Raw genomic sequence first — 16,986 nt, 5'->3', positions numbered from 1 at the left:
ACCCTCAGCTATTGTTCGAGGAGTTTCCCGACCGGAGGGCAGACCACACCCATGGCATCCAAGCGTCTCGTGATCGTCGAGTCACCGACCAAGGCGACCAAGATCGCCGGTTACCTCGGCTCGGACTACATCGTCGAGTCGAGCCGTGGCCACGTCCGCGACCTGCCCACGTCGGCCGCAGAGGTGCCGGCCAAGTACAAGGGCGAGAAGTGGGCCCGCACCGGCGTCGACGTCGACCACGACTTCCGCGCCATCTATGTGGTATCACCCGACAAGAAGTCAACGATCAAGGATCTCAAGGCCAAGCTCGCGGGAGTCGACGAACTCCTGCTCGCCACCGATGGTGACCGCGAGGGCGAGGCCATCGCGTGGCACCTCATGGAGGAGCTCAAGCCCAAGGTGCCCGTCAAGCGGATGGTGTTCCACGAGATCACCAAGTCCGCCATAGACGAGGCCGTCACCAACCCCCGCGAGCTGGACGTCGATCTGGTCGACGCGCAGGAGACCCGCCGGATCCTGGACCGCCTCTACGGCTACGAGGTGTCGCCGGTGTTGTGGAAGAAGGTCATGCCCCGGCTGTCGGCCGGCCGGGTGCAGTCCGTGGCCACCCGGCTCGTCGTGGACCGCGAGCGTGAGCGCATCGCGTTCGTGCCCGCCGCCTACTGGGACCTCGACACCACGCTGGACGCCGGTCCGGACGCCGACCCGCGGACCTTCCCGGCGCGGCTCACCACGGTCGGCGACGCCAAGGTCGCCCAGGGCCGCGACTTCAACGCGGCCGGCGAGTTGACCAGCCAGGACGCGCTCATCCTCGACGAAGCCTCCGCGGGCCGGCTCGCCGAGGCGCTGCGCTCCGCGCGCCTCACCGTCGGCTCGGTCGAGGCCAAGCCGTACACCCGCAAGCCCTACGAGCCGTTCCGGACGACGACGCTGCAGCAGGAGGCCGGCCGCAAGCTGGGCTTCACGTCTCAGCGCACGATGTCCGTGGCGCAGGAGCTCTACGAGAAGGGCTTCATCACCTACATGCGTACCGACTCGGTGACGCTCGCCGGCCAGGCCATCCAGGCGGCGCGCCGGCAGGTGAAGGAGCTGTTCGGCGAGAAGTACCTCCCCGCTCAGCCCCGCGTGTACGCGTCGAAGGTGAAGAACGCGCAGGAGGCGCACGAGGCCATCCGCCCCGCGGGCGACACCTTCCGCCACCCCGACGAGACGGGACTGGTCGGCGACGCCTTCCGCCTGTACCAGCTGATCTGGCGCCGCACGCTCGCCTCCCAGATGGCCGACGCCAAGGGCGAGTCCCTCAGCATCCGGGTGGACGCCGCGTTCGACACCGCGCAGGTCGGCGGCGCCGACGTGACGACGGCGGCGCTGGTGGCCTCGGGCCGCACCATCACCTTCCCCGGCTTCCTCAAGGCGTACGTGGTCAGCGTCGACGACGACTCCGCGTCGGACGACCAGCAGACCCGGCTCCCCGTCCTGGCGCAGGGTCAGGCCCTTGAGGTGGCGGCGGTCGCCGCGTCGGGCCACGAGACCCGGCCGCCGGCGCGCTACACCGAGCCGTCCCTGGTGGCGAAGCTGGAGGAGCTGGAGATCGGCCGCCCCTCGACGTACGCGTCGATCATCCGCACGATCACGGCGCGCGACTACGTCTTCAAGAAGGGCTCCGCGCTGGTGCCCACCTGGCTCGCGTTCGCCGTCACGAGGCTGCTGGAGGAGCACTTCTCCGAGCTCGTGGACTACGCCTTCACCGCACAGCTCGAGGACCAGCTCGACGACATCGCCGCCGGCAAGGCCCAGCGGCTCAAGGTGCTGTCCGAGTTCTACCGGGGCCCCGAGGGCAGCTCGCACCACGGTCTCGAGACCCTCGTCACCGAGCTGGGCGAGATCGATGCCCGGGCGCTGTCGACCTTCCCGCTGGGCGACTCCGGCATCGACGTGCGGGTCGGCCGCTACGGCACCTACGTCGAGGCGGCCGACGGTCGCCGCGCCAACGTGCCCGACGACCTGCCGCCGGACGCGCTGACGGCCGAGGTCGCCGAGGAGCTGTTGAGCCGTCCGCTCGCCGAGGAGCGCGAGCTCGGCGTCGACGAGGCCACGGGGCATCTCGTCGTCGCGAAGAACGGCCGCTACGGCCCCTACGTCACCGAGGTGCTTCCCGAGGACGCACCGAAGTCCGCCAAGCCCCGCACGGCGTCCCTGTTCTCGTCGATGTCCCTGGACTCCGTCGACCTGCCCACGGCGCTGCAGCTGATGAGCCTGCCGAGGGTGCTCGGCGCCGACGCGGACGGCGCAGAGATCACCGCGCAGAACGGGCGCTACGGTCCGTACCTCAAGCGCGGCACCGACTCCCGGTCGCTGACGTCGGAGGACCAGCTGTTCACGATCACGCTGGAGGAGGCGCTGGAGATCTACGCCCAGCCCAAGACCCGAGGTCGCGCCGCAGCCGCGGCGCCCCTGAAGGAGTTCGGCGCCGATCCCGTCTCCGGTAAGCCGGTGGTGCTGAAGTCCGGGCGGTTCGGCCCCTACGTCACCGACGGCGAGACCAACGCCACCCTGCGCCGGGACGACGCGCCCGAGGCCCTCACGCCCGAGCGGGCCTTCGAGCTCATCGCCGAGAAGCGCGCCAAGGGGCCGGCCAAGAAGCCGGCCGCCAAGCGTCCCGCCGCCAAGCGCACCACGACGACCAAGGCCCGCGCCGCGAAGAAGTCCTGACAGCGCGGGCACTAGGGTGTCTCCATGGGCAAGAAGCGTCGCGCGGTACTGCGCCTGGAGGTCCCCTTCAGCGCGGAGCCCCCGCGGCTGACGTCGGAGGCGGTCGGGCTCGCCCGCATCCTGCGCCGGCCCGCCGCGAGTTACGCCATGGACGTGACGATCCTCGACGTCGTCGATGCGCGGCTCCTCCGCGCCGGGGTGACCCTGGCGCACCGCGTGGTCGACGGCTTCGGCGAGTGGTATCTCGCGGCGCCCGATTGGACCCCCCATCTGCCGGCCGAGCGGGCCGAACCGGTGGGCGCCTCGGGAGATCTGCCGGACGAGTTCGCCCGGCTGATCCGGCCGCTGCTGCGCCACGGGGTGCTGGGGGCGCTGGCCGCGCTGCGCTGTGAGCGCGACGAGTGGGTGCTGCGGACCACCGCCGGCGAGATGGCCGCCGTGGTCCGCGACGAGAAGGTCACCATCCGCCGCAGCGGGATCACCACCGCCCGGTATCGCGAGATCACCATCACCCCCACCGCGCACCTGACGGGCCAGCAGCGCGACTTCCTGCTCAGCGCCGCCCAGTCGGTCAACGCCACCGTGCTGGAGGAGTTCCCGACCATCCAGCAGCGGCTGGGGGCGCCGGCGACGGGCCTGACCAGTTTCCCCCGGCCCCGGGAGATCCGTCCCGACGCCAGCCTGGAGGAGTTCGTGGCCGCCATCTTCACCCGGCACCTCGACGAACTGGTGCGGGCGGAGCTCGCCCGGCGCGCCGCGGCCAGCGACGACGTCGGCGACATCAACGCCAAGCTGTGGTCGATGGGCCGGGACCTGCGCGGGTTGTCGTGGGTGCTGGAGCCGGAGTGGCGTGAGGCGACGGAGGCGGCCCTGAAGGGTCTGCCGTTCGCGACCCCTGCCGAGGCGGAGTCGCCGCTGCTGACCATCATCGACGCGCTGGCCGGAGCCGCCCGGGCCCCGCGGCTCGGAGATCTGGCGCACCGGCCGGCCGCAGAGGTCATGTTCCAGCGCGCGGAGCAGGCCACCCTGATCCTGGCGGACCGGTGCCGGTCGCTCACGGAGGACTCGTCGGACGAGCAGTGGCAGAGCGCGCTGCGGGCTGCCGAACAGCTCGAGGTGGTCGCCGCGGTGGCCGCCCCGCTGTTCCCCGCGGTCATGGGCCGCATCCTGCGCCGGCTGGGCGACGTGACCCACGATCTGCGCGGCTGTTCGTTGGGGTCGTTCGCCGGCGAGCCGGCGCTCGACGGCGTCAGCGTGCAGCAGGCGTTCCAGTTGGGCCGCGACGTGGAACGTCGCCGCGTCAAGGTCGGCGCCGCCCGCGCGGCGTTCATCGAGCGCTGGCCCGAGCGTGTCATCGAGGCGCGGAGGCTCCTGGCGAAGGCGAAGAAGAAGCGGTCGCGGAAGTGAGCGGCGGCGCGTTCGTCGTCTTCGAGGGTGGCGACGGCGTCGGCAAGACGACGCAGGTGGCCCGGCTCGCCGCATGGTTGACGGGCCGGGGCGCGCCCCACCTCGTCACCCGCCAGCCCGGGGGGACTCCGGTGGGCTCCGAGCTGCGCCGCCTGGTGCTCGACCCGGCCATGGGGCACGTCGATGCTCGCGCGGAGGCGCTGATGTACGCCGCCGACAAGGCGCAGCACGTGCACGAGGTGATCGAGCCCGCGCTGCTGCGCGGCGAGGTGGTGGTGTGCGACCGCTACGTGGACTCGATGATCGCCTACCAGGGCGCCGGGCGGGCGCTGGATATCGACGACGTGGCCCGGATCGCCTGGTGGGCCGTCGCCGGCCGACGCCCCGACCTGACCATTCTCTTGGACGCCGACCCGGCGGACGCCGTCGAGACCATCGCGGACAAGGACCGCCTGGAGGGCGCGGGCATCGAGCTGCACCGGCGCGCGCGGCGCTTCTTCCTGGACCTCGCGGCGGCGGAGCCGGACCGCTATCTCGTGCTGCCGGCGCGCTCCGGCCGCGACGACCTGGCCGCGGCCATCGCGGACCGGGTGGCCCGCCTGCTCGGCTGAGCCGTCGGCGCGGCGTGGCAGGATGTCCCGCATGGGTCAGGTGTGGGCGGAGCTCGTCGGACAGGACCGTGCGGTGGCGACGCTGCGCCGGGCGGTCGAAGGGCGTCGGCATGCCATGTCGCACGCCTGGCTGTTCGTCGGACCACCCGGGTCGGGCCGGTCGAACGCCGCCAAGGCCTTCGCCGCCGCGCTCCAGTGCGCCGACGGCGGGTGCGGGAGGTGTGAGGACTGCCGCACGACGCTGTCCGGCGCGCACCCCGACGTCACCCTGCTGCGCACCGAGCAGCTGTCGATCGGCGTCGACGAGGTGCGCTCGCTGGTCGGTCGGGCCGGGGTGTCGCCGGTCAAGCGCCGCCACCAGATCGTCGTGATCGAGGACGCGGACCGCATCACGGAGCGCGGCGCCGACGCACTGCTCAAGGGCTTGGAGGAACCGTCCCCGCGCACGGTGTGGCTACTGTGCGCCCCCAGCCCTGATGACGTCATCGTCACCATCCGCTCGCGCTGCCGCGTGGTGAAGCTGGTGACGCCCAGCGACGACGCCGTGACGCAGCTGCTCATCACCCGCGACGGCGCCTCGCCGGCGCTCGCCGCGCACGCGGCCCGGGCGGCCCAGGGCCACATCGGCCGCGCCCGCATGCTGGTGCGCTCGGAGGACGCGCGGATCCGGCGGCGCCAGGTGCTGGCGCTGCCCGGCAGCCTCACGTCGATGACGGCCTGCCTCGACGCCGCCGAGAACCTCGTGGCGGCGGCCTCGGAGGAGGCCGCGCAGACCACCGCCGAGCTCGACGCCAAGGAGATGGCTGCGCTGCAGGAGGCGCTGGGCCTGGGCGGCCGAGGCGCGAAGCCGCGATCGGCGCAGGCGGCGGTGCGGGACCTGGAGGACCAGCAGAAGGCCCGCGCCAAGCGCCTGCAGCGGGACGCCCTGGACCGCGTCCTCACCGAACTCACGGCCTACTACCGCGACGTCCTGGCCGTGCAGACGGCGCCGGGCGTGGAACTGGTCAACGCCGACCTCGCGGACGAGATCGAGCCGCTGGCCCGGCACTCCACTCCGGAACAGACCGTCCACGCGCTCGACGCGATCCTCGAGGCTCGCACGGCCCTGGAGGGCAACGTCGCCCCGCTGCTTGCGGTCGAAGCCATGCTGCTGTCGGTGTCGCGGGCGTCGCGGACCTGACGGGCCGGGCGTGTCCCGGCGGGGGCGGCGCGGCGCCGGTGCCAAGATGAGAGGGAAGTCCGCCCACCGATAGGGGAACTGATGTCGAACAACGATTGGGTCCAGCAGGGGACGCCCCGCGACGACGAATGGACCGCGGAGCAGGACGACTACGGCGTCCCCGTGGAGCCGGCCGAGTGGGACGACTACGCCTCGGAGCAGACCGTGCCCGTTCCCCCGGCGCCGGCGCAGCCGGAGCCAGTCGAAGAGCCGGCGGACCAGATCGAGGAGCCGGCCGCCGCGACGCCGGTCCCGGAGCCGGCACCGACGGATCCGGCCGGCGAGCCCGATGCGTGGGACGAGGAGCCGGCGTCGCCCGAGTTCCAGGAGACGGCCGAAGACACGACCGCGGCGCAGGAGGCCGAGGCCGGCGAGCAGGAGACCCTTCACGAGCGGGACGAGACGGCCCTCGACGAACCGACGCAGCACCACCTGCCCCCTGTGGCGCCGGAGACGGGCGCGGGCGTCGGCCCGGCCGCTGTGCCCCTCGCCGCCGGGGCCGCCGCGGGCGCGGCCGCCATGGCCGGCCTGTACCGCGGCGACACCGATCCTGAGCGCACGCAGGTCATCGACGGCGCGCAGCACCAGCGGCTCGCCGACGAACTCGCGGAGGAGGAGCGGCTCGCCGAGCAGCTCCGCGCCGATCGCGAGGCGCGGGCGCAGCGGCTCGGCCTGGTCGCGACCTCAGAGGCCAACGCGGTCCGGGAGGCTCCCGCCGCCCGGCCGCGCGGTGTGGGCCACTTCGGCAGCTTCGGGCTGTTCGTGCTGCGCCTCGTGACCGCGTCCATCCTGGGCGTGGTGGGCTACCAGATCCTCAGCGACGTCGACGCCACCGCCGAGTTCATCGGCCGCACGCTCATCCCCGAGCCCGTGACTGCGGCCTGGAGCGTCGGCTTCGGGCTGGCCGCCATGGCGGTGCTGCTGGTGATCGGCCTCGCGGTGCGCGTCGTCGGCGTGCTGCTGGCGATCGTCGCCGGCTGCTCGCTCGCGTTCATCCGCTGGGGACAGTTCAGCCCCTTCGTCGACGGCATGGAGGGCTTCCTGGGGGATCTCGACCTGCTGCTCCTCGCCGTCGGCATCGTCTTCCTCACGCTGGGCGGGGGCCGCTGGGGCATCGACGGCGCCTTCGCCAAGGCGCGGCAGAACGCCCGCGAGGCGCGGGTCTGATTTCAGGCACGGGGGCGGCGGGTCGGGGACACCGGCCCGCCGCTTTCGCCTGTTGGCGGCCTGACTACGCTGGGGCCCATGGCACGGGTGATGGCGGTCGCGTTCGAGCGTTACGGCCAGCTGCACTACCTGGACCCCGGCGACCGCGCGTACCGAGTCGGCGACTGGGTGCGGTACCCCACGCCCGACGGGGTGGAGGTGGCCCAGGTCGTCTGGGCCGCCGACGACGTCGCGGGCCCCGTCGAGGGTCTGCCCCTGTGCCCGGGCCCGGCCACGGAGCAGGACCTCCGGCGCGACGAGACGAACCGCGCACAGCGGGCGCACGCCGCGGAGGTGGCCCGCGACATCATCGCCCGGCACGGACTGCCCATGAAGGTCGTGGCGGTGGACTACGTCGACCAGTCCACCCAGTTCGACCGGCTCGTCGCCGTCTACTACACCGCGCCGCGGCGGGTCGACTTCCGGACGCTACTGGGCGACCTCGCCCGCGCGCTGGGCTCCCGGATCGACCTGCGCCAGATCGGCGCCCGGGACGCCGCCCGCCTCATCGGCGGCGTCGGGATGTGCGGCCGCGAGCTGTGCTGCACCACGTTCCTCGACGACATCGATCCGGTCTCCATGCGCCTGGCGCGGGTGCAGGGTCTCCCGCCGAATCCGCTCCAGATCGCCGGGGCGTGCGGGCGGCTGATGTGCTGCCTGACCTACGAACACCCGCTCTACGTCGACTTCGTGATGCGCGCCCCCGCCGTAGGGAACCGGGTCGACGTCGACGGGCGGGAGGGGATCGTGACCGCGCACCACGTGCCCGCGGGCTCCGTGAGCGTCCGCCACCCCGGTGGTGAGGTCGTGCGATGCCCGCTGGAGTCGGTATGTTCGACGGCGCGGAGGCGGCCGGCCTTCGCGGGTGCCGGAGAGGTCGCGGATGAGTAGGCGGGTGCGGATCACGCAGGCGGTCCTCGCCATGATCGCCCTCGCGCTGGTGTCGACCCTCTTCCTCGGCGGCATGGTGGGTGGGCGCAGCCGCGACGTGCCGGCGTCGCCCAACACACCCGGCCCGGTGACGCCGTCGCCCGTGCCGTCCGGGGAGCGGCTGCCTGGGGTGCCCGAGATCCCGGTCGCCCAGCACGAGACGTTCCCCGCCGAGCCCGGCGCCAACGCCGACCGCCAGCTCGCCTACGAGCCGCAGGGGGCCCCCGAGGTCGACCTCGCCGAGGGGCTGGGCGGCCACGCCGACTACGCGACCCAGGTCGTCGACTGGGCGCTGTGCGACGACGGCTCCGGCGCCCAGTGCGCCACCGTCACCGCGCCCCTGGACTGGGACGATCCCGACGGTTACGCCGTCGAGATCGCCGTCCGCCGCGTCATCGGCGGCGACTCGTCGCGCGGCCCGCTGTTCGTCAACCCCGGCGGCCCCGGCTTCGGAGGCCAGGAGATGGCGCAGCGTCTCGCCGGACGCTGGGAGAACTACGACACCGTCGGGTGGGACCCCCGCGGCACCGGGCAGTCGACCCGGGTGGTGTGCGGCGGCCTGGCCGAGACGGACGACTTCATGGCGCTCGACGGCAGCCCCGACGACGCCGCCGAGGATCGGGCGCTGCGCGACGGATCGGCCGATTTCGCCCAGGATTGCCGCGACGCGTCCGGGGACCTCCTCGACCACCTCACGACCATCGACGTCGCCCGCGACCTCGACCTGCTGCGCCACCTCCTCGGCGCGGAGAAGCTCACCTACGTCGGCGTCTCGTACGGCACCTACGTCGGCGCCATGTACGCCGAGCTCTTCCCGGGCTCGGTGGGCCGGCTCGTGCTAGACGCGGCCGTCGACATCACCGGCGACGACGAGGCCCCACCGCAGTCGGCCGGCTTCGAGCGGGCCCTGGGCAACTTCGCGCAGTGGTGCGCCGAGTCCGAGCTGTGTGACCTCGGCGACGATCGCGACGCCATCGTCGACGGCATCGGCGCGTTCCTCAGCGGCCTCGACGCCCGCCCCCTGCCCGTCGGCGACCGCGAGCTCACGCAGACGCTGGCGGCCGCCGGCATCGCGCTGTTCCTCTACGAGGACGAGGAGGCCTACCGCACCCTCGCCGAGGTGATCGCCCAGGGCCAGGGCGGCGACGGGGGCGCGCTCCTGCAGGCCGCCGACCTCATGAACGGCCGCAGCCCGGGCGGGTACGACACCATCGCCTACGCCTTCCCCGCCATGGTGTGCGCCGACGTCGCGGACCGCGGCATGGACGCCGTCCCCGACGAGTGGCGCGACACCTTCGACGACGCGCCGCTCATGGCGCCGCATCTCGGCATGAGCTACACCTGCGAGACGTGGACCGCCGCTCCCGCGCCCCAGATCCGCATCACAGCGGCCGGCGCCCCACCCATCCTCGTGGTGGGCACCACGGGCGACTCCGCGACTCCGTACGAGCAGGCCGTGGCCATGGCGGAGCAGCTCGAGTCCGGGGTGTTGCTCACCCTGGACGGCGCGGGACACGGCGCCGTCACCGGCGACAACGAGTGCATCGCGGAGGCCGTCGACCGCTACCTCTTCGACGGAGAGGTCCCCGAGGACGGCACCACCTGCGGGTGAGCCGCGGGCGCTTTGCTCGCGTCGGGCGACGCCGGTATAGTTCGTGCCTGCTGCCGCCCTAGCTCAGTCGGTAGAGCGACGCTCTCGTAAAGCGTAGGTCACGGGTTCGATTCCCGTGGGCGGCTCGGTGGCGAGGGCCCCGGTCGCGATCCGCGCCGGGGCCCTCGCGCTGTAGAGTGCCCGCCATGGCCAAGTTCGACCTGCCCCTCGAGGCGCTGCGCACCTACTCACCCGACATTTCCGAGGCCCCGGGCTTCGACGCCTTCTGGTCCGACACCCTCGCGGCCGATGAGCCCGTCACGCTGCTGACCGAGACCCCGGTGGACAACCGGCAGCGGCTCATTGACACCTACGACCTCACCTTCACCGGATTCGGCGGCGCCCCGGTGCGGGGCTGGCTGCACGTTCCGGCGGGCGCCACGGGTCCGCTGCCCACCGTCGTGCAGTATCACGGCTACTCCGTGTCGCGGGGGATGCCGCTGGCCTCCACGTTCGCGTCCGCGGGCTACGCGCACTTCGTCATGGACAACCGGGGTCAGGGCTGGCACGCCGCCTCGTTGTTCGACCGCACCCCCGACCCGCACCCGGCCGCCGGCGAGTTCGGCCCGCCCGGCCCGATGACCTCCGGCATCGCGGCACCCGAGACGTACTACTACCGGCGACTCCTCACCGACGCCCTGCGGTTCGCGCAGCTCGCGGCCGGCCACCGGCTGGCCGACCCGGACCGGGTCGTGGTGACCGGCGGTTCCCAGGGCGGCTACCTGACCCTCGCCGTGGCGGGCCTCGCGCCGTCCGTGGGGCTGCGCCTCGCCGGGGCGATGCCCGACGTGGCGTTCATGTGTCACATCCGCCGCGCCGTCGGGCTCACCGACGACGCGCCCTTCTCGGACATCGCCCACTTCATCAAGGCCGCTCCCCACCTCGAGGAGGCCGTCTGGGCGACCCTCGGGCACTACGACGGGGTGTCCTTCGCCCGCCGCGCCGAGTGCCCCGCCCTCTTCTCGGTCGCGCTGGCCGACACCATCTGCCCGCCGTCGACGGTGTTCGCCGCCCACAACGCGTACCCGGCACCCCGCGACATCGTCATCTACCCGCACAGCGGCCACGAGGGAGGCCAGGACGTGCAGACCTGGCGCCAGCTCGGTTGGCTCGCCGGGACCATCTGAGAGCCCCCATGACTGACCTGTTCGGAGACCACGAGGACCGGTTCACCGATCCCGTCCACCGCGAGTTCCTGCTGCGGCACCGCCGCGACCTGCTCGACTTCTACCAGCCGGAGGTGCGCCTGGCCGACGGCGGCATGGTCTGGATCGGCGCCGACGGGCACGCGATGCCCGAGATGGGTGCCCAGCTGTTCATCGGCGCACGCATGATGCACGTCTTCTCGCTGGCCGCCCTCGAGGGCCGCCCGGGGGCGGGCGACGTCGTCGAGCACGGGCTCGACTTCTACGTCGACGGCGCCGGCCGGGACCACGACCACGACGGTTGGGCGCCGATCGTGGGCGGATCCGCCCCGCAGGACCGCAAGGAGCTTTACGGGACGGCGCAACTGCTGCTGGCCGCCAGCTCGGCCACCCAGGCGGGGTTCAGCCGAGGCCCCGCGTTGCTGGCCGCCTGCTCCGATCTCATCGACCGTCGTTTCTGGCGCGAGGAGGACGGCATCTGCGTGGAGGGGTTCGACCGGACCTTCACCCACCTCGACGACTACCGGGGCCAGAACGCCAACATGCACCTCACCGAGGCCTACCTGGCGACGTTCGAGGCGACGGGGGAGCGGGTCTACCTGGACCGCGCGCTGTCGATCGCCCGCCGCATCACCGGCGCGGCGGCCTCGGGCGAGGGATCCTGGCGGCTGCCGGAGCACTTCACCGCCGACTGGCGCCCCATGCCCGACTACAACGTCGACGACCCGCGCCACGCGTTCCGGCCGTACGGCTCTCAGCCCGGCCACTGGCTCGAGTGGACCAAGCTGCTGCTGCAGCTGCGCGGCCTCGGCGCCGACGAGCCCTGGCTCCTGCCCGCGGCCACCGCCCTGTTCGACGGGGCCCTCGCGGACGCCTGGGGCGACGGCGGGGGGTTCGTCTACACCGTGGACTGGGACGGGCGCCCCGTCGTGGAGGAGCGCTTCTTCTGGGAGGTGGCCGAGGCCATGGGTGCTGCCCGGTACCTGTGGCTCGCGACCGGCGAGCAGCGCTTCCAGGAGTGGTACGAGACCTTCTGGCGCTTCGCCGACAGCCACTTCATCGATCACCGCCTCGGCTCGTGGCACTCCGAGCTGGACGCGCAGGGCAACCCGGTGGCGCTCACGTGGGACGGCAAGCCCGACCTGTACCACGTGTACCAGGCGACCCTCTACGCCGAGCTGCCCGCGGATCGCGGCTTCGCCGCGTACCTGCGCGCGGCGGGCTCGCAGCGACTAGCGGGTTAGCCGACTCCGCGAGGGTCGGGTGATGTGTGGCCTTGTAGTCTGGTGTCCGCGTCCCCCGACCCGGGGATCACGTCAAGGGAGGAACACGTGTTCGACTGCGCCATCGTCGGGGCTGGCCTGGCAGGGCTCGTGGCCGCGCAATACCTCGCGGACCGCGGGCTGAGCGTCACGGTGCTCGAGGCCCGCGACCGCGTCGGCGGACGAGTCGAGAACCGGGTCCTCAGCGACGGCTCGTACGTCGAGCTGGGCGGCCAGTGGATCGGCCCCGGTTTCGACGAGCTGCAGGCCATCATCGACGGCCTCGGTCTGGAGACCGCCGGGCTGCCCGCCCGCGGCAACCTCGTCGTCCGGCTGCGCGGCCAGGCGCTGGAGGTGCCGTCGACCGACGACAAGCCGGCGCTCACGCCCTTCGAGGTCTCGGACCTGGGGCAGGGCCTGCTCCGGCTGCGCCGCCTGGCCGAGCGCCTGCGCGACGACGCGGCGTGGCGGCGGGCCAACGACGCCTGGCTCAAGCAGGACCTGCGCCGCTGGGTCACCACCAACCTCCGCACGCAGGGCGCCCAGCGCCGCTTCGGCGAGGTCTACTCGGCCGCGTTCGGGCCCATGCCGAAGGGCGCGACGCTGCTCGAGGGCCTCCACCAGGTCAACTCCGGGCCGGACCTCGAGTCCATGCTCGCCAGCAACGGCGGCCTGCACCAGAAGCGCGTGAGCGGCGGCATGGCGACCGTCGCCGAGGCGCTTGCGGCGAAGCTCGGCGACGCCGTGCGGCTGCGCTCCGAGGTCGTCCGCGTCGAGCACGACGACCGCTCGGCCCGCCTGACGCAGGCGGACGGCGCGGTCGTCGAGGCCCGCCAGGTCATCTCGACGCTGCCGCCGCGGCTCGCGGTCGCCGTGCCCCACGTGCCCGCGCTGCCCGCGTGGCGGGCCGAGGCCGCCGACAAGGTGGCCCCGGGCAATGTCATCAAGGCCTTCCTCATCTACGACAAGCCGTTCTGGCGCGACCTCGGCTACTCCGGCCAGTCCAGCGCCGACGAGGGCGCCGTGCGCGTGACGTTCGACACCACCTCGGACAACTCGGATCGCGGCCACCTCATGGGCTTCTTCGAGGGCGCCGACGCCGACAGCCTGTCGCGGCGCTCCGTCACGCTCCGGGAGCGGGCGTTCATCGACTCCGTCGTGCGCACGTTCGGAGAGGTCGCGGCCAAGCCGCTGTCCTACATCGAGCGCGACTGGGCCGCCGAGAAGTTCACCGGCGGCTGCCACGGCGCCCACTTCGCGCCGGGGGTGTGGACCACCAACGGTCCGATACTCGCCGAGCCCGAGGGAGTGCTGCACTGGGCCGGCGCGGAGTACGCGACGCGCTTCAACGGGTACATGGAGGGCGCGGTGCGCTCCGGGCGCGAGGTGGCCGCTGTTGTCGCCCGCAACCTCGCCTGACCCCCGGCTCGGTCGCCTGCGCCTCGTGGCGCAGGGCCTCGTCTCGCGGCCGTTCGCGAGACCGGTCGACGCCGTCGCCGCGTCGATGGCCATGCAGGGCCAGGACCTCCCCGGGGTGCTGGCCTCCGCGGTGCTCCGGACGCGCTCCGGCGTCGCCGACGTCCTCGCCGATCTCGACGCGGGTCGCCTGGTGCGCGGGTACCCGATGCGCGGCACCGTCTTCCTCATGGCCGCCGACGACGTGGCGTGGCTGACCGAGCTGTGCGCACCCCCGACGCTGCGCGCGGCGGAGGCGCGCAGGCACCAGCTGGGGCTCGACGGGCACTCGGTGGACCGGGCCAGGGATCTGGCCCTCGCGGCGCTGGACGGCGGCCCCATCCCGCGGGCCGCGCTCTTCGCCCGTTGGGACGAGCACGGTCTGGTCACGGCCGGCGGACGCGGCTATCACCTCCTGTTCCACCTCATCGCCGGCGGCACCGTCTGTTACGGCCCGTGGAACGGCATCGACCAGGACGTCGTCCTCGCCTCACGGTGGCTCCCCGCGGGGTCCACGCTCGAGGGCCGGTTCAACGGCGACCGGATCGCCGCAGTGGGCGAGGCGCTGCGCCGCTACCTCACCAGCCACGGCCCGGCCACGGTGCGCGATCTGGCCTGGTGGACGAAGCTCCGGCTCGCGGAGATCCGCACGGCCCTCGCGCATGCCGAGCCGCACCTGGAGCACGATGGCGCGGTGGAGGAGCGACGCTATTGGCGCCCCGGCCTCCTCGAGGAGGCGCGGGAGGCGGGGCGCCGGGCGTCGGCGCCGCTGCTGCTGCCCGGATTCGACGAATTCATCCTCGGCTACCAGGACCGCCTGTTCGCGCTGACCGAGGCCGACCACCAGCGGCTGGTGCCGGGCAACAACGGCGTCTTCAAACGCCCGGTCGTGGCCGGGAGCGTCGTGACGGGGGTGTGGTCCCGGGCGGGCCGCCCCGGCCGCCGGTCCCTCAGCGTCGAGGAGTTCATCCCGCTGAGCGCGACGGTGCGCTCCCGGCTGGACGGCCTGTTCCGGTCGTTCCCCTTCGTCGCCGACTGACGCGCGGACGCCGATGAGGGGGCGGCGCCTGTGCGCCGCCCCCTCATCCGGAGCCTGCCTGGTGGGTGCTCGACGGCCGCTAGATGGCCGCTGCCCCCCGCTCGCCGGTGCGGATCCGGACGACCTCGTCGATCGGCGTGGACCAGACCTTGCCGTCACCGACGGCACCGGTGCGGGCCGCCGCGGTGATCAGGCTGATGATGTCCTCGGCCTCGTCGTCCTCGACCAGGACCTCGATCTTGGCCTTGGTGATGAAGTCGATGGTGTACTCGGCTCCGCGGTAGAACTCCTTGTGGCCGCGCTGACGGGCGTAGCCGGAGCATTCGGTGACGGTCATCCCGGCCACGCCGTGCTGGGCGAGGGCGATCTGGACCTGGGTCAACATGGTGGGCTGGACGATAGCTGTGACGAGCCTCATGCCTGCACATCCTCTCGGGGGGTGGGGACGATCAGCGTCTGCCGAACGCGGTAGGTGGAGTAGCCCACGTGGCTGAGGTCGTAGCCGGTCTCAGCGTGCTCCGCGGTGTCGATGCCCTGGGTCTCGGCGGCCTCGGGGACCCGCAGGCCCATGGCGACGTCGAGGACCTTGGCGATCACGAGGGTGACCACGAAGGAGTACACCAGGACCGCGCCCGCGCCGAGCGCCTGCCGCCACAGCTGGTCGACGCCGCCGCCGTAGAGCAGGCCCGCGACGCCGGCCGGCGAGTCGGGGTCGGCCAGGAAGCCGATCGCCAGCGTTCCGACCAGACCGCCGACGAGGTGGACGCCGACGACGTCGAGCGAGTCGTCGTAGCCGAGGCGGGTCTTCAGGCCGATCGCGAAGGCACACGCCACGCCGGAGAGGACACCGATGATGAGCGCGCCGAGGGGGCTGACGGAGTGTGCGGCGGGCGTGATGCCGACGAGGCCCGCGACGATGCCGGAGGCGGCGCCGAGGGACGTGGCGTGGCCGTCGCGGAGGCGCTCGACCGCGAGCCAGGCCAGCATCGCGGCTGCCGCGCCCGCCAGGGTGTTCACCCACGCGACGCCGGCGGTCGCGTTAGCGCCGAGCGCGGACCCCGCGTTGAAGCCGAACCAGCCGAACCACAGGAGCCCGGCGCCGAGCATGACCAGCGTCAGGTTGTGGGGCCGCATGGGGGTGCGGCCGAAGCCGAGGCGCGGGCCGAGGACCAGGGCGAGCGCGAGGGCGGCGGCGCCGGCGTTGATGTGGATGGCGGTGCCGCCGGCGAAGTCGATGGCCGCGATGTCGTTGGCGATGAAGCCGCCGCTCTCAGCGGTGCCGCCGTCGAAGCTGAACACCCAGTGCGCGGCCGGGAAGTACACCAGCAGGGCCCACACCGCGGCGAAGACGGCCCACGCGGAGAACTTCATGCGGTCGGCCACCGCGCCGGAGATGAGGGCCACGGCGATGATGGCGAACGCGGCCTGGAAGCCGGCGAAGACCGCCGCGGGCACCGTGAAGGTGGCCAGCTCCGGATCCATGACACCCGCCATGAACAGGAATTCGAGGGGATTGCCGAGGAAGCCGCCGATGGAGTCGCCGAACGCCATCGAGTAGCCGACCACGACCCAGAGGACCCCGACGATGCCCATCGTCGTGATCGACATCATGAGCATGTTGAGCACGCTCTTGGCTCGGACCATGCCGCCGTAGAAGAACGCGAGACCGGGAGTCATGAGGAGCACCATGGCTGCGCTCACCAGGACCCAGGCGGTGTCGCCCGCAGAGATTTCGAGAACTGTCATGGCGGAAATCCTGCTGGGGCCACGTTTCGGTGGGGCCGTCGCCCGGTAACGGTCCGGTTAGCGAATCGGCGGCCGCGGTAACAGCTCGGGGACGGCGCGTTACCGCCGCGTTAACTAGGGCCGGTTGGTGCCCTCGAGGCGCACGATTGAGAAGTCGCCGTCGGCGAGATCGGCCCAGTCGCCGTCGACGCTGAAGGTCGTGTACGCCGACGTCGGGAACCAACACTGCGCCTGGTCCGCTTCGCTGCGGTCGCTGGCGTACGCCAGTTCGGCGACCAGGCTGGGGATGCTGGGGGCGTGGCCGATCACCAGCAGCCCCGTCACCTCCGGGTCCGTCTCACCGATGCGCTGCAGCATGGTCTCGGTGCCCGAGTAGTAGAGGGCGTCCTGGAACTCGGCGGGGATGTCGAGCCCGAGAGCGGCGAACGTCTCCCGGGTGCGGGTCGACGACGACACAATCGCGTACTGCAGGCCCAGCGCGGCGAGCTCCCGACCGGCCGATTGGGCATCCTGGACGCCGCGCGGCATGAGGCGGCGGGCCTTGTCCCCCTGGGGGTTGTTGGCCTCGGTCTTGGCATGGCGCATGAGGACGAGTCGTCGCAT

At 72.7% G+C, this 16,986-nt stretch carries 14 protein-coding genes and 1 tRNA gene; 12 read left to right on the top strand and 3 right to left on the bottom strand.

Going from position 1 to position 16,986, the window contains the following annotated elements:
- The first annotated feature begins 51 nt into the window (after window positions 1-51).
- The 12 genes from topA (at window position 52) to ACFQPD_RS10535 (ending at window position 14,637) form a co-directional block, all read left to right on the top strand.
- Complete coding sequence (gene topA, locus ACFQPD_RS10590) at window positions 52-2,712, top strand: type I DNA topoisomerase (protein ID WP_385900601.1); 2,661 nt, start codon at window positions 52-54, stop codon at window positions 2,710-2,712.
- A 24-nt stretch (window positions 2,713-2,736) separates the two neighbouring features.
- Window positions 2,737-4,119 (top strand): hypothetical protein, encoded by a 1,383-nt coding sequence (locus ACFQPD_RS10585; RefSeq protein WP_385900600.1) that lies wholly within the window; start codon window positions 2,737-2,739, stop codon window positions 4,117-4,119.
- Window positions 4,116-4,730, top strand: coding sequence for a dTMP kinase (gene tmk, locus ACFQPD_RS10580; RefSeq protein WP_385900598.1), 615 nt, complete (start codon window positions 4,116-4,118; stop codon window positions 4,728-4,730). Before ACFQPD_RS10585 ends, tmk begins: the two co-directional genes overlap by 4 nt.
- A gap of 31 nt (window positions 4,731-4,761) precedes the next feature.
- Window positions 4,762-5,910 (top strand): DNA polymerase III subunit delta', encoded by a 1,149-nt coding sequence (locus ACFQPD_RS10575; RefSeq protein ID WP_385900596.1) that lies wholly within the window; start codon window positions 4,762-4,764, stop codon window positions 5,908-5,910.
- An 81-nt stretch (window positions 5,911-5,991) separates the two neighbouring features.
- Window positions 5,992-7,116, top strand: a complete 1,125-nt coding sequence (locus tag ACFQPD_RS10570) for a DoxX family membrane protein (RefSeq protein WP_385900595.1) — start codon at window positions 5,992-5,994, stop codon at window positions 7,114-7,116.
- A 78-nt stretch (window positions 7,117-7,194) separates the two neighbouring features.
- The gene (locus ACFQPD_RS10565; protein WP_385900593.1) at window positions 7,195-8,046 is read left to right on the top strand and encodes a stage 0 sporulation family protein; all 852 of its coding nucleotides are present in this window, start codon (window positions 7,195-7,197) and stop codon (window positions 8,044-8,046) included.
- Complete coding sequence (locus tag ACFQPD_RS10560) at window positions 8,039-9,697, top strand: alpha/beta hydrolase (RefSeq protein ID WP_385900592.1); 1,659 nt, start codon at window positions 8,039-8,041, stop codon at window positions 9,695-9,697. Before ACFQPD_RS10565 ends, ACFQPD_RS10560 begins: the two co-directional genes overlap by 8 nt.
- A gap of 52 nt (window positions 9,698-9,749) precedes the next feature.
- Window positions 9,750-9,822: transfer RNA gene (locus tag ACFQPD_RS10555), tRNA-Thr, on the top strand.
- Window positions 9,823-9,882: 60 nt separating this feature from the next.
- Window positions 9,883-10,863 (top strand): acetylxylan esterase, encoded by a 981-nt coding sequence (locus tag ACFQPD_RS10550; protein WP_385900590.1) that lies wholly within the window; start codon window positions 9,883-9,885, stop codon window positions 10,861-10,863.
- A gap of 8 nt (window positions 10,864-10,871) precedes the next feature.
- Entirely contained in the window at window positions 10,872-12,125 is a 1,254-nt protein-coding gene (locus tag ACFQPD_RS10545) for an AGE family epimerase/isomerase (RefSeq protein WP_385900588.1), read from the top strand.
- Between the two features lie 87 nt (window positions 12,126-12,212).
- Entirely contained in the window at window positions 12,213-13,562 is a 1,350-nt protein-coding gene (locus tag ACFQPD_RS10540; RefSeq protein ID WP_385900587.1) for a flavin monoamine oxidase family protein, read from the top strand.
- Window positions 13,563-13,587: 25 nt separating this feature from the next.
- The gene (locus ACFQPD_RS10535) at window positions 13,588-14,637 is read left to right on the top strand and encodes a winged helix DNA-binding domain-containing protein (protein WP_385900585.1); all 1,050 of its coding nucleotides are present in this window, start codon (window positions 13,588-13,590) and stop codon (window positions 14,635-14,637) included.
- A gap of 79 nt (window positions 14,638-14,716) precedes the next feature.
- Here the strand turns inward: ACFQPD_RS10535 and ACFQPD_RS10530 are convergent, their stop codons facing one another.
- The 3 genes from ACFQPD_RS10530 to ACFQPD_RS10520 all read right to left on the bottom strand — a co-directional run bounded on the left by ACFQPD_RS10530 (window position 14,717) and on the right by ACFQPD_RS10520 (window position 16,986).
- A complete protein-coding gene (locus ACFQPD_RS10530) occupies window positions 14,717-15,055 on the bottom strand; it encodes a P-II family nitrogen regulator (protein WP_068750113.1) in 339 nt (112 codons plus the stop codon).
- Window positions 15,052-16,383: an ammonium transporter gene (locus ACFQPD_RS10525; RefSeq protein WP_385900584.1), complete on the bottom strand. Its 1,332-nt coding sequence runs from the start codon at window positions 16,381-16,383 to the stop codon at window positions 15,052-15,054. The genes ACFQPD_RS10530 and ACFQPD_RS10525 overlap by 4 nt, the downstream gene beginning before the upstream one ends.
- 114 nt (window positions 16,384-16,497) lie before the next feature.
- The gene (locus ACFQPD_RS10520) at window positions 16,498-16,986 is read right to left on the bottom strand and encodes a histidine phosphatase family protein (protein ID WP_078920082.1); all 489 of its coding nucleotides are present in this window, start codon (window positions 16,984-16,986) and stop codon (window positions 16,498-16,500) included.

It is taken from the genome of Tessaracoccus sp. O5.2, from assembly GCF_964266725.1.
In the GTDB taxonomy this organism is placed as follows: Bacteria; Actinomycetota; Actinomycetes; order Propionibacteriales; family Propionibacteriaceae; genus Arachnia; species Arachnia lapidicapta.
Note: the sequence above shows the minus strand (reverse complement) of the source record. Positions and strands in the feature narration are given on the sequence as shown.

What these genes read in the sequence shown, in the direction of transcription:
- topA (WP_385900601.1), top strand. Translation starts at nt 52, where the DNA reads ATGGCATCCAAGCGTCTCGTGATCGTCGAGTCACCGACCAAGGCGACC.
- ACFQPD_RS10585 (WP_385900600.1), top strand. Translation starts at nt 2,737, where the DNA reads ATGGGCAAGAAGCGTCGCGCGGTACTGCGCCTGGAGGTCCCCTTCAGC.
- ACFQPD_RS10575 (WP_385900596.1), top strand. Translation starts at nt 4,762, where the DNA reads ATGGGTCAGGTGTGGGCGGAGCTCGTCGGACAGGACCGTGCGGTGGCG.
- ACFQPD_RS10570 (WP_385900595.1), top strand. Translation starts at nt 5,992, where the DNA reads ATGTCGAACAACGATTGGGTCCAGCAGGGGACGCCCCGCGACGACGAA.
- ACFQPD_RS10565 (WP_385900593.1), top strand. Translation starts at nt 7,195, where the DNA reads ATGGCACGGGTGATGGCGGTCGCGTTCGAGCGTTACGGCCAGCTGCAC.
- ACFQPD_RS10560 (WP_385900592.1), top strand. Translation starts at nt 8,039, where the DNA reads ATGAGTAGGCGGGTGCGGATCACGCAGGCGGTCCTCGCCATGATCGCC.
- ACFQPD_RS10550 (WP_385900590.1), top strand. Translation starts at nt 9,883, where the DNA reads ATGGCCAAGTTCGACCTGCCCCTCGAGGCGCTGCGCACCTACTCACCC.
- ACFQPD_RS10545 (WP_385900588.1), top strand. Translation starts at nt 10,872, where the DNA reads ATGACTGACCTGTTCGGAGACCACGAGGACCGGTTCACCGATCCCGTC.
- ACFQPD_RS10530 (WP_068750113.1), bottom strand. Translation starts at nt 15,055, where the DNA reads ATGAGGCTCGTCACAGCTATCGTCCAGCCCACCATGTTGACCCAGGTC.
- ACFQPD_RS10525 (WP_385900584.1), bottom strand. Translation starts at nt 16,383, where the DNA reads ATGACAGTTCTCGAAATCTCTGCGGGCGACACCGCCTGGGTCCTGGTG.
- ACFQPD_RS10520 (WP_078920082.1), bottom strand. Translation starts at nt 16,986, where the DNA reads ATGCGACGACTCGTCCTCATGCGCCATGCCAAGACCGAGGCCAACAAC.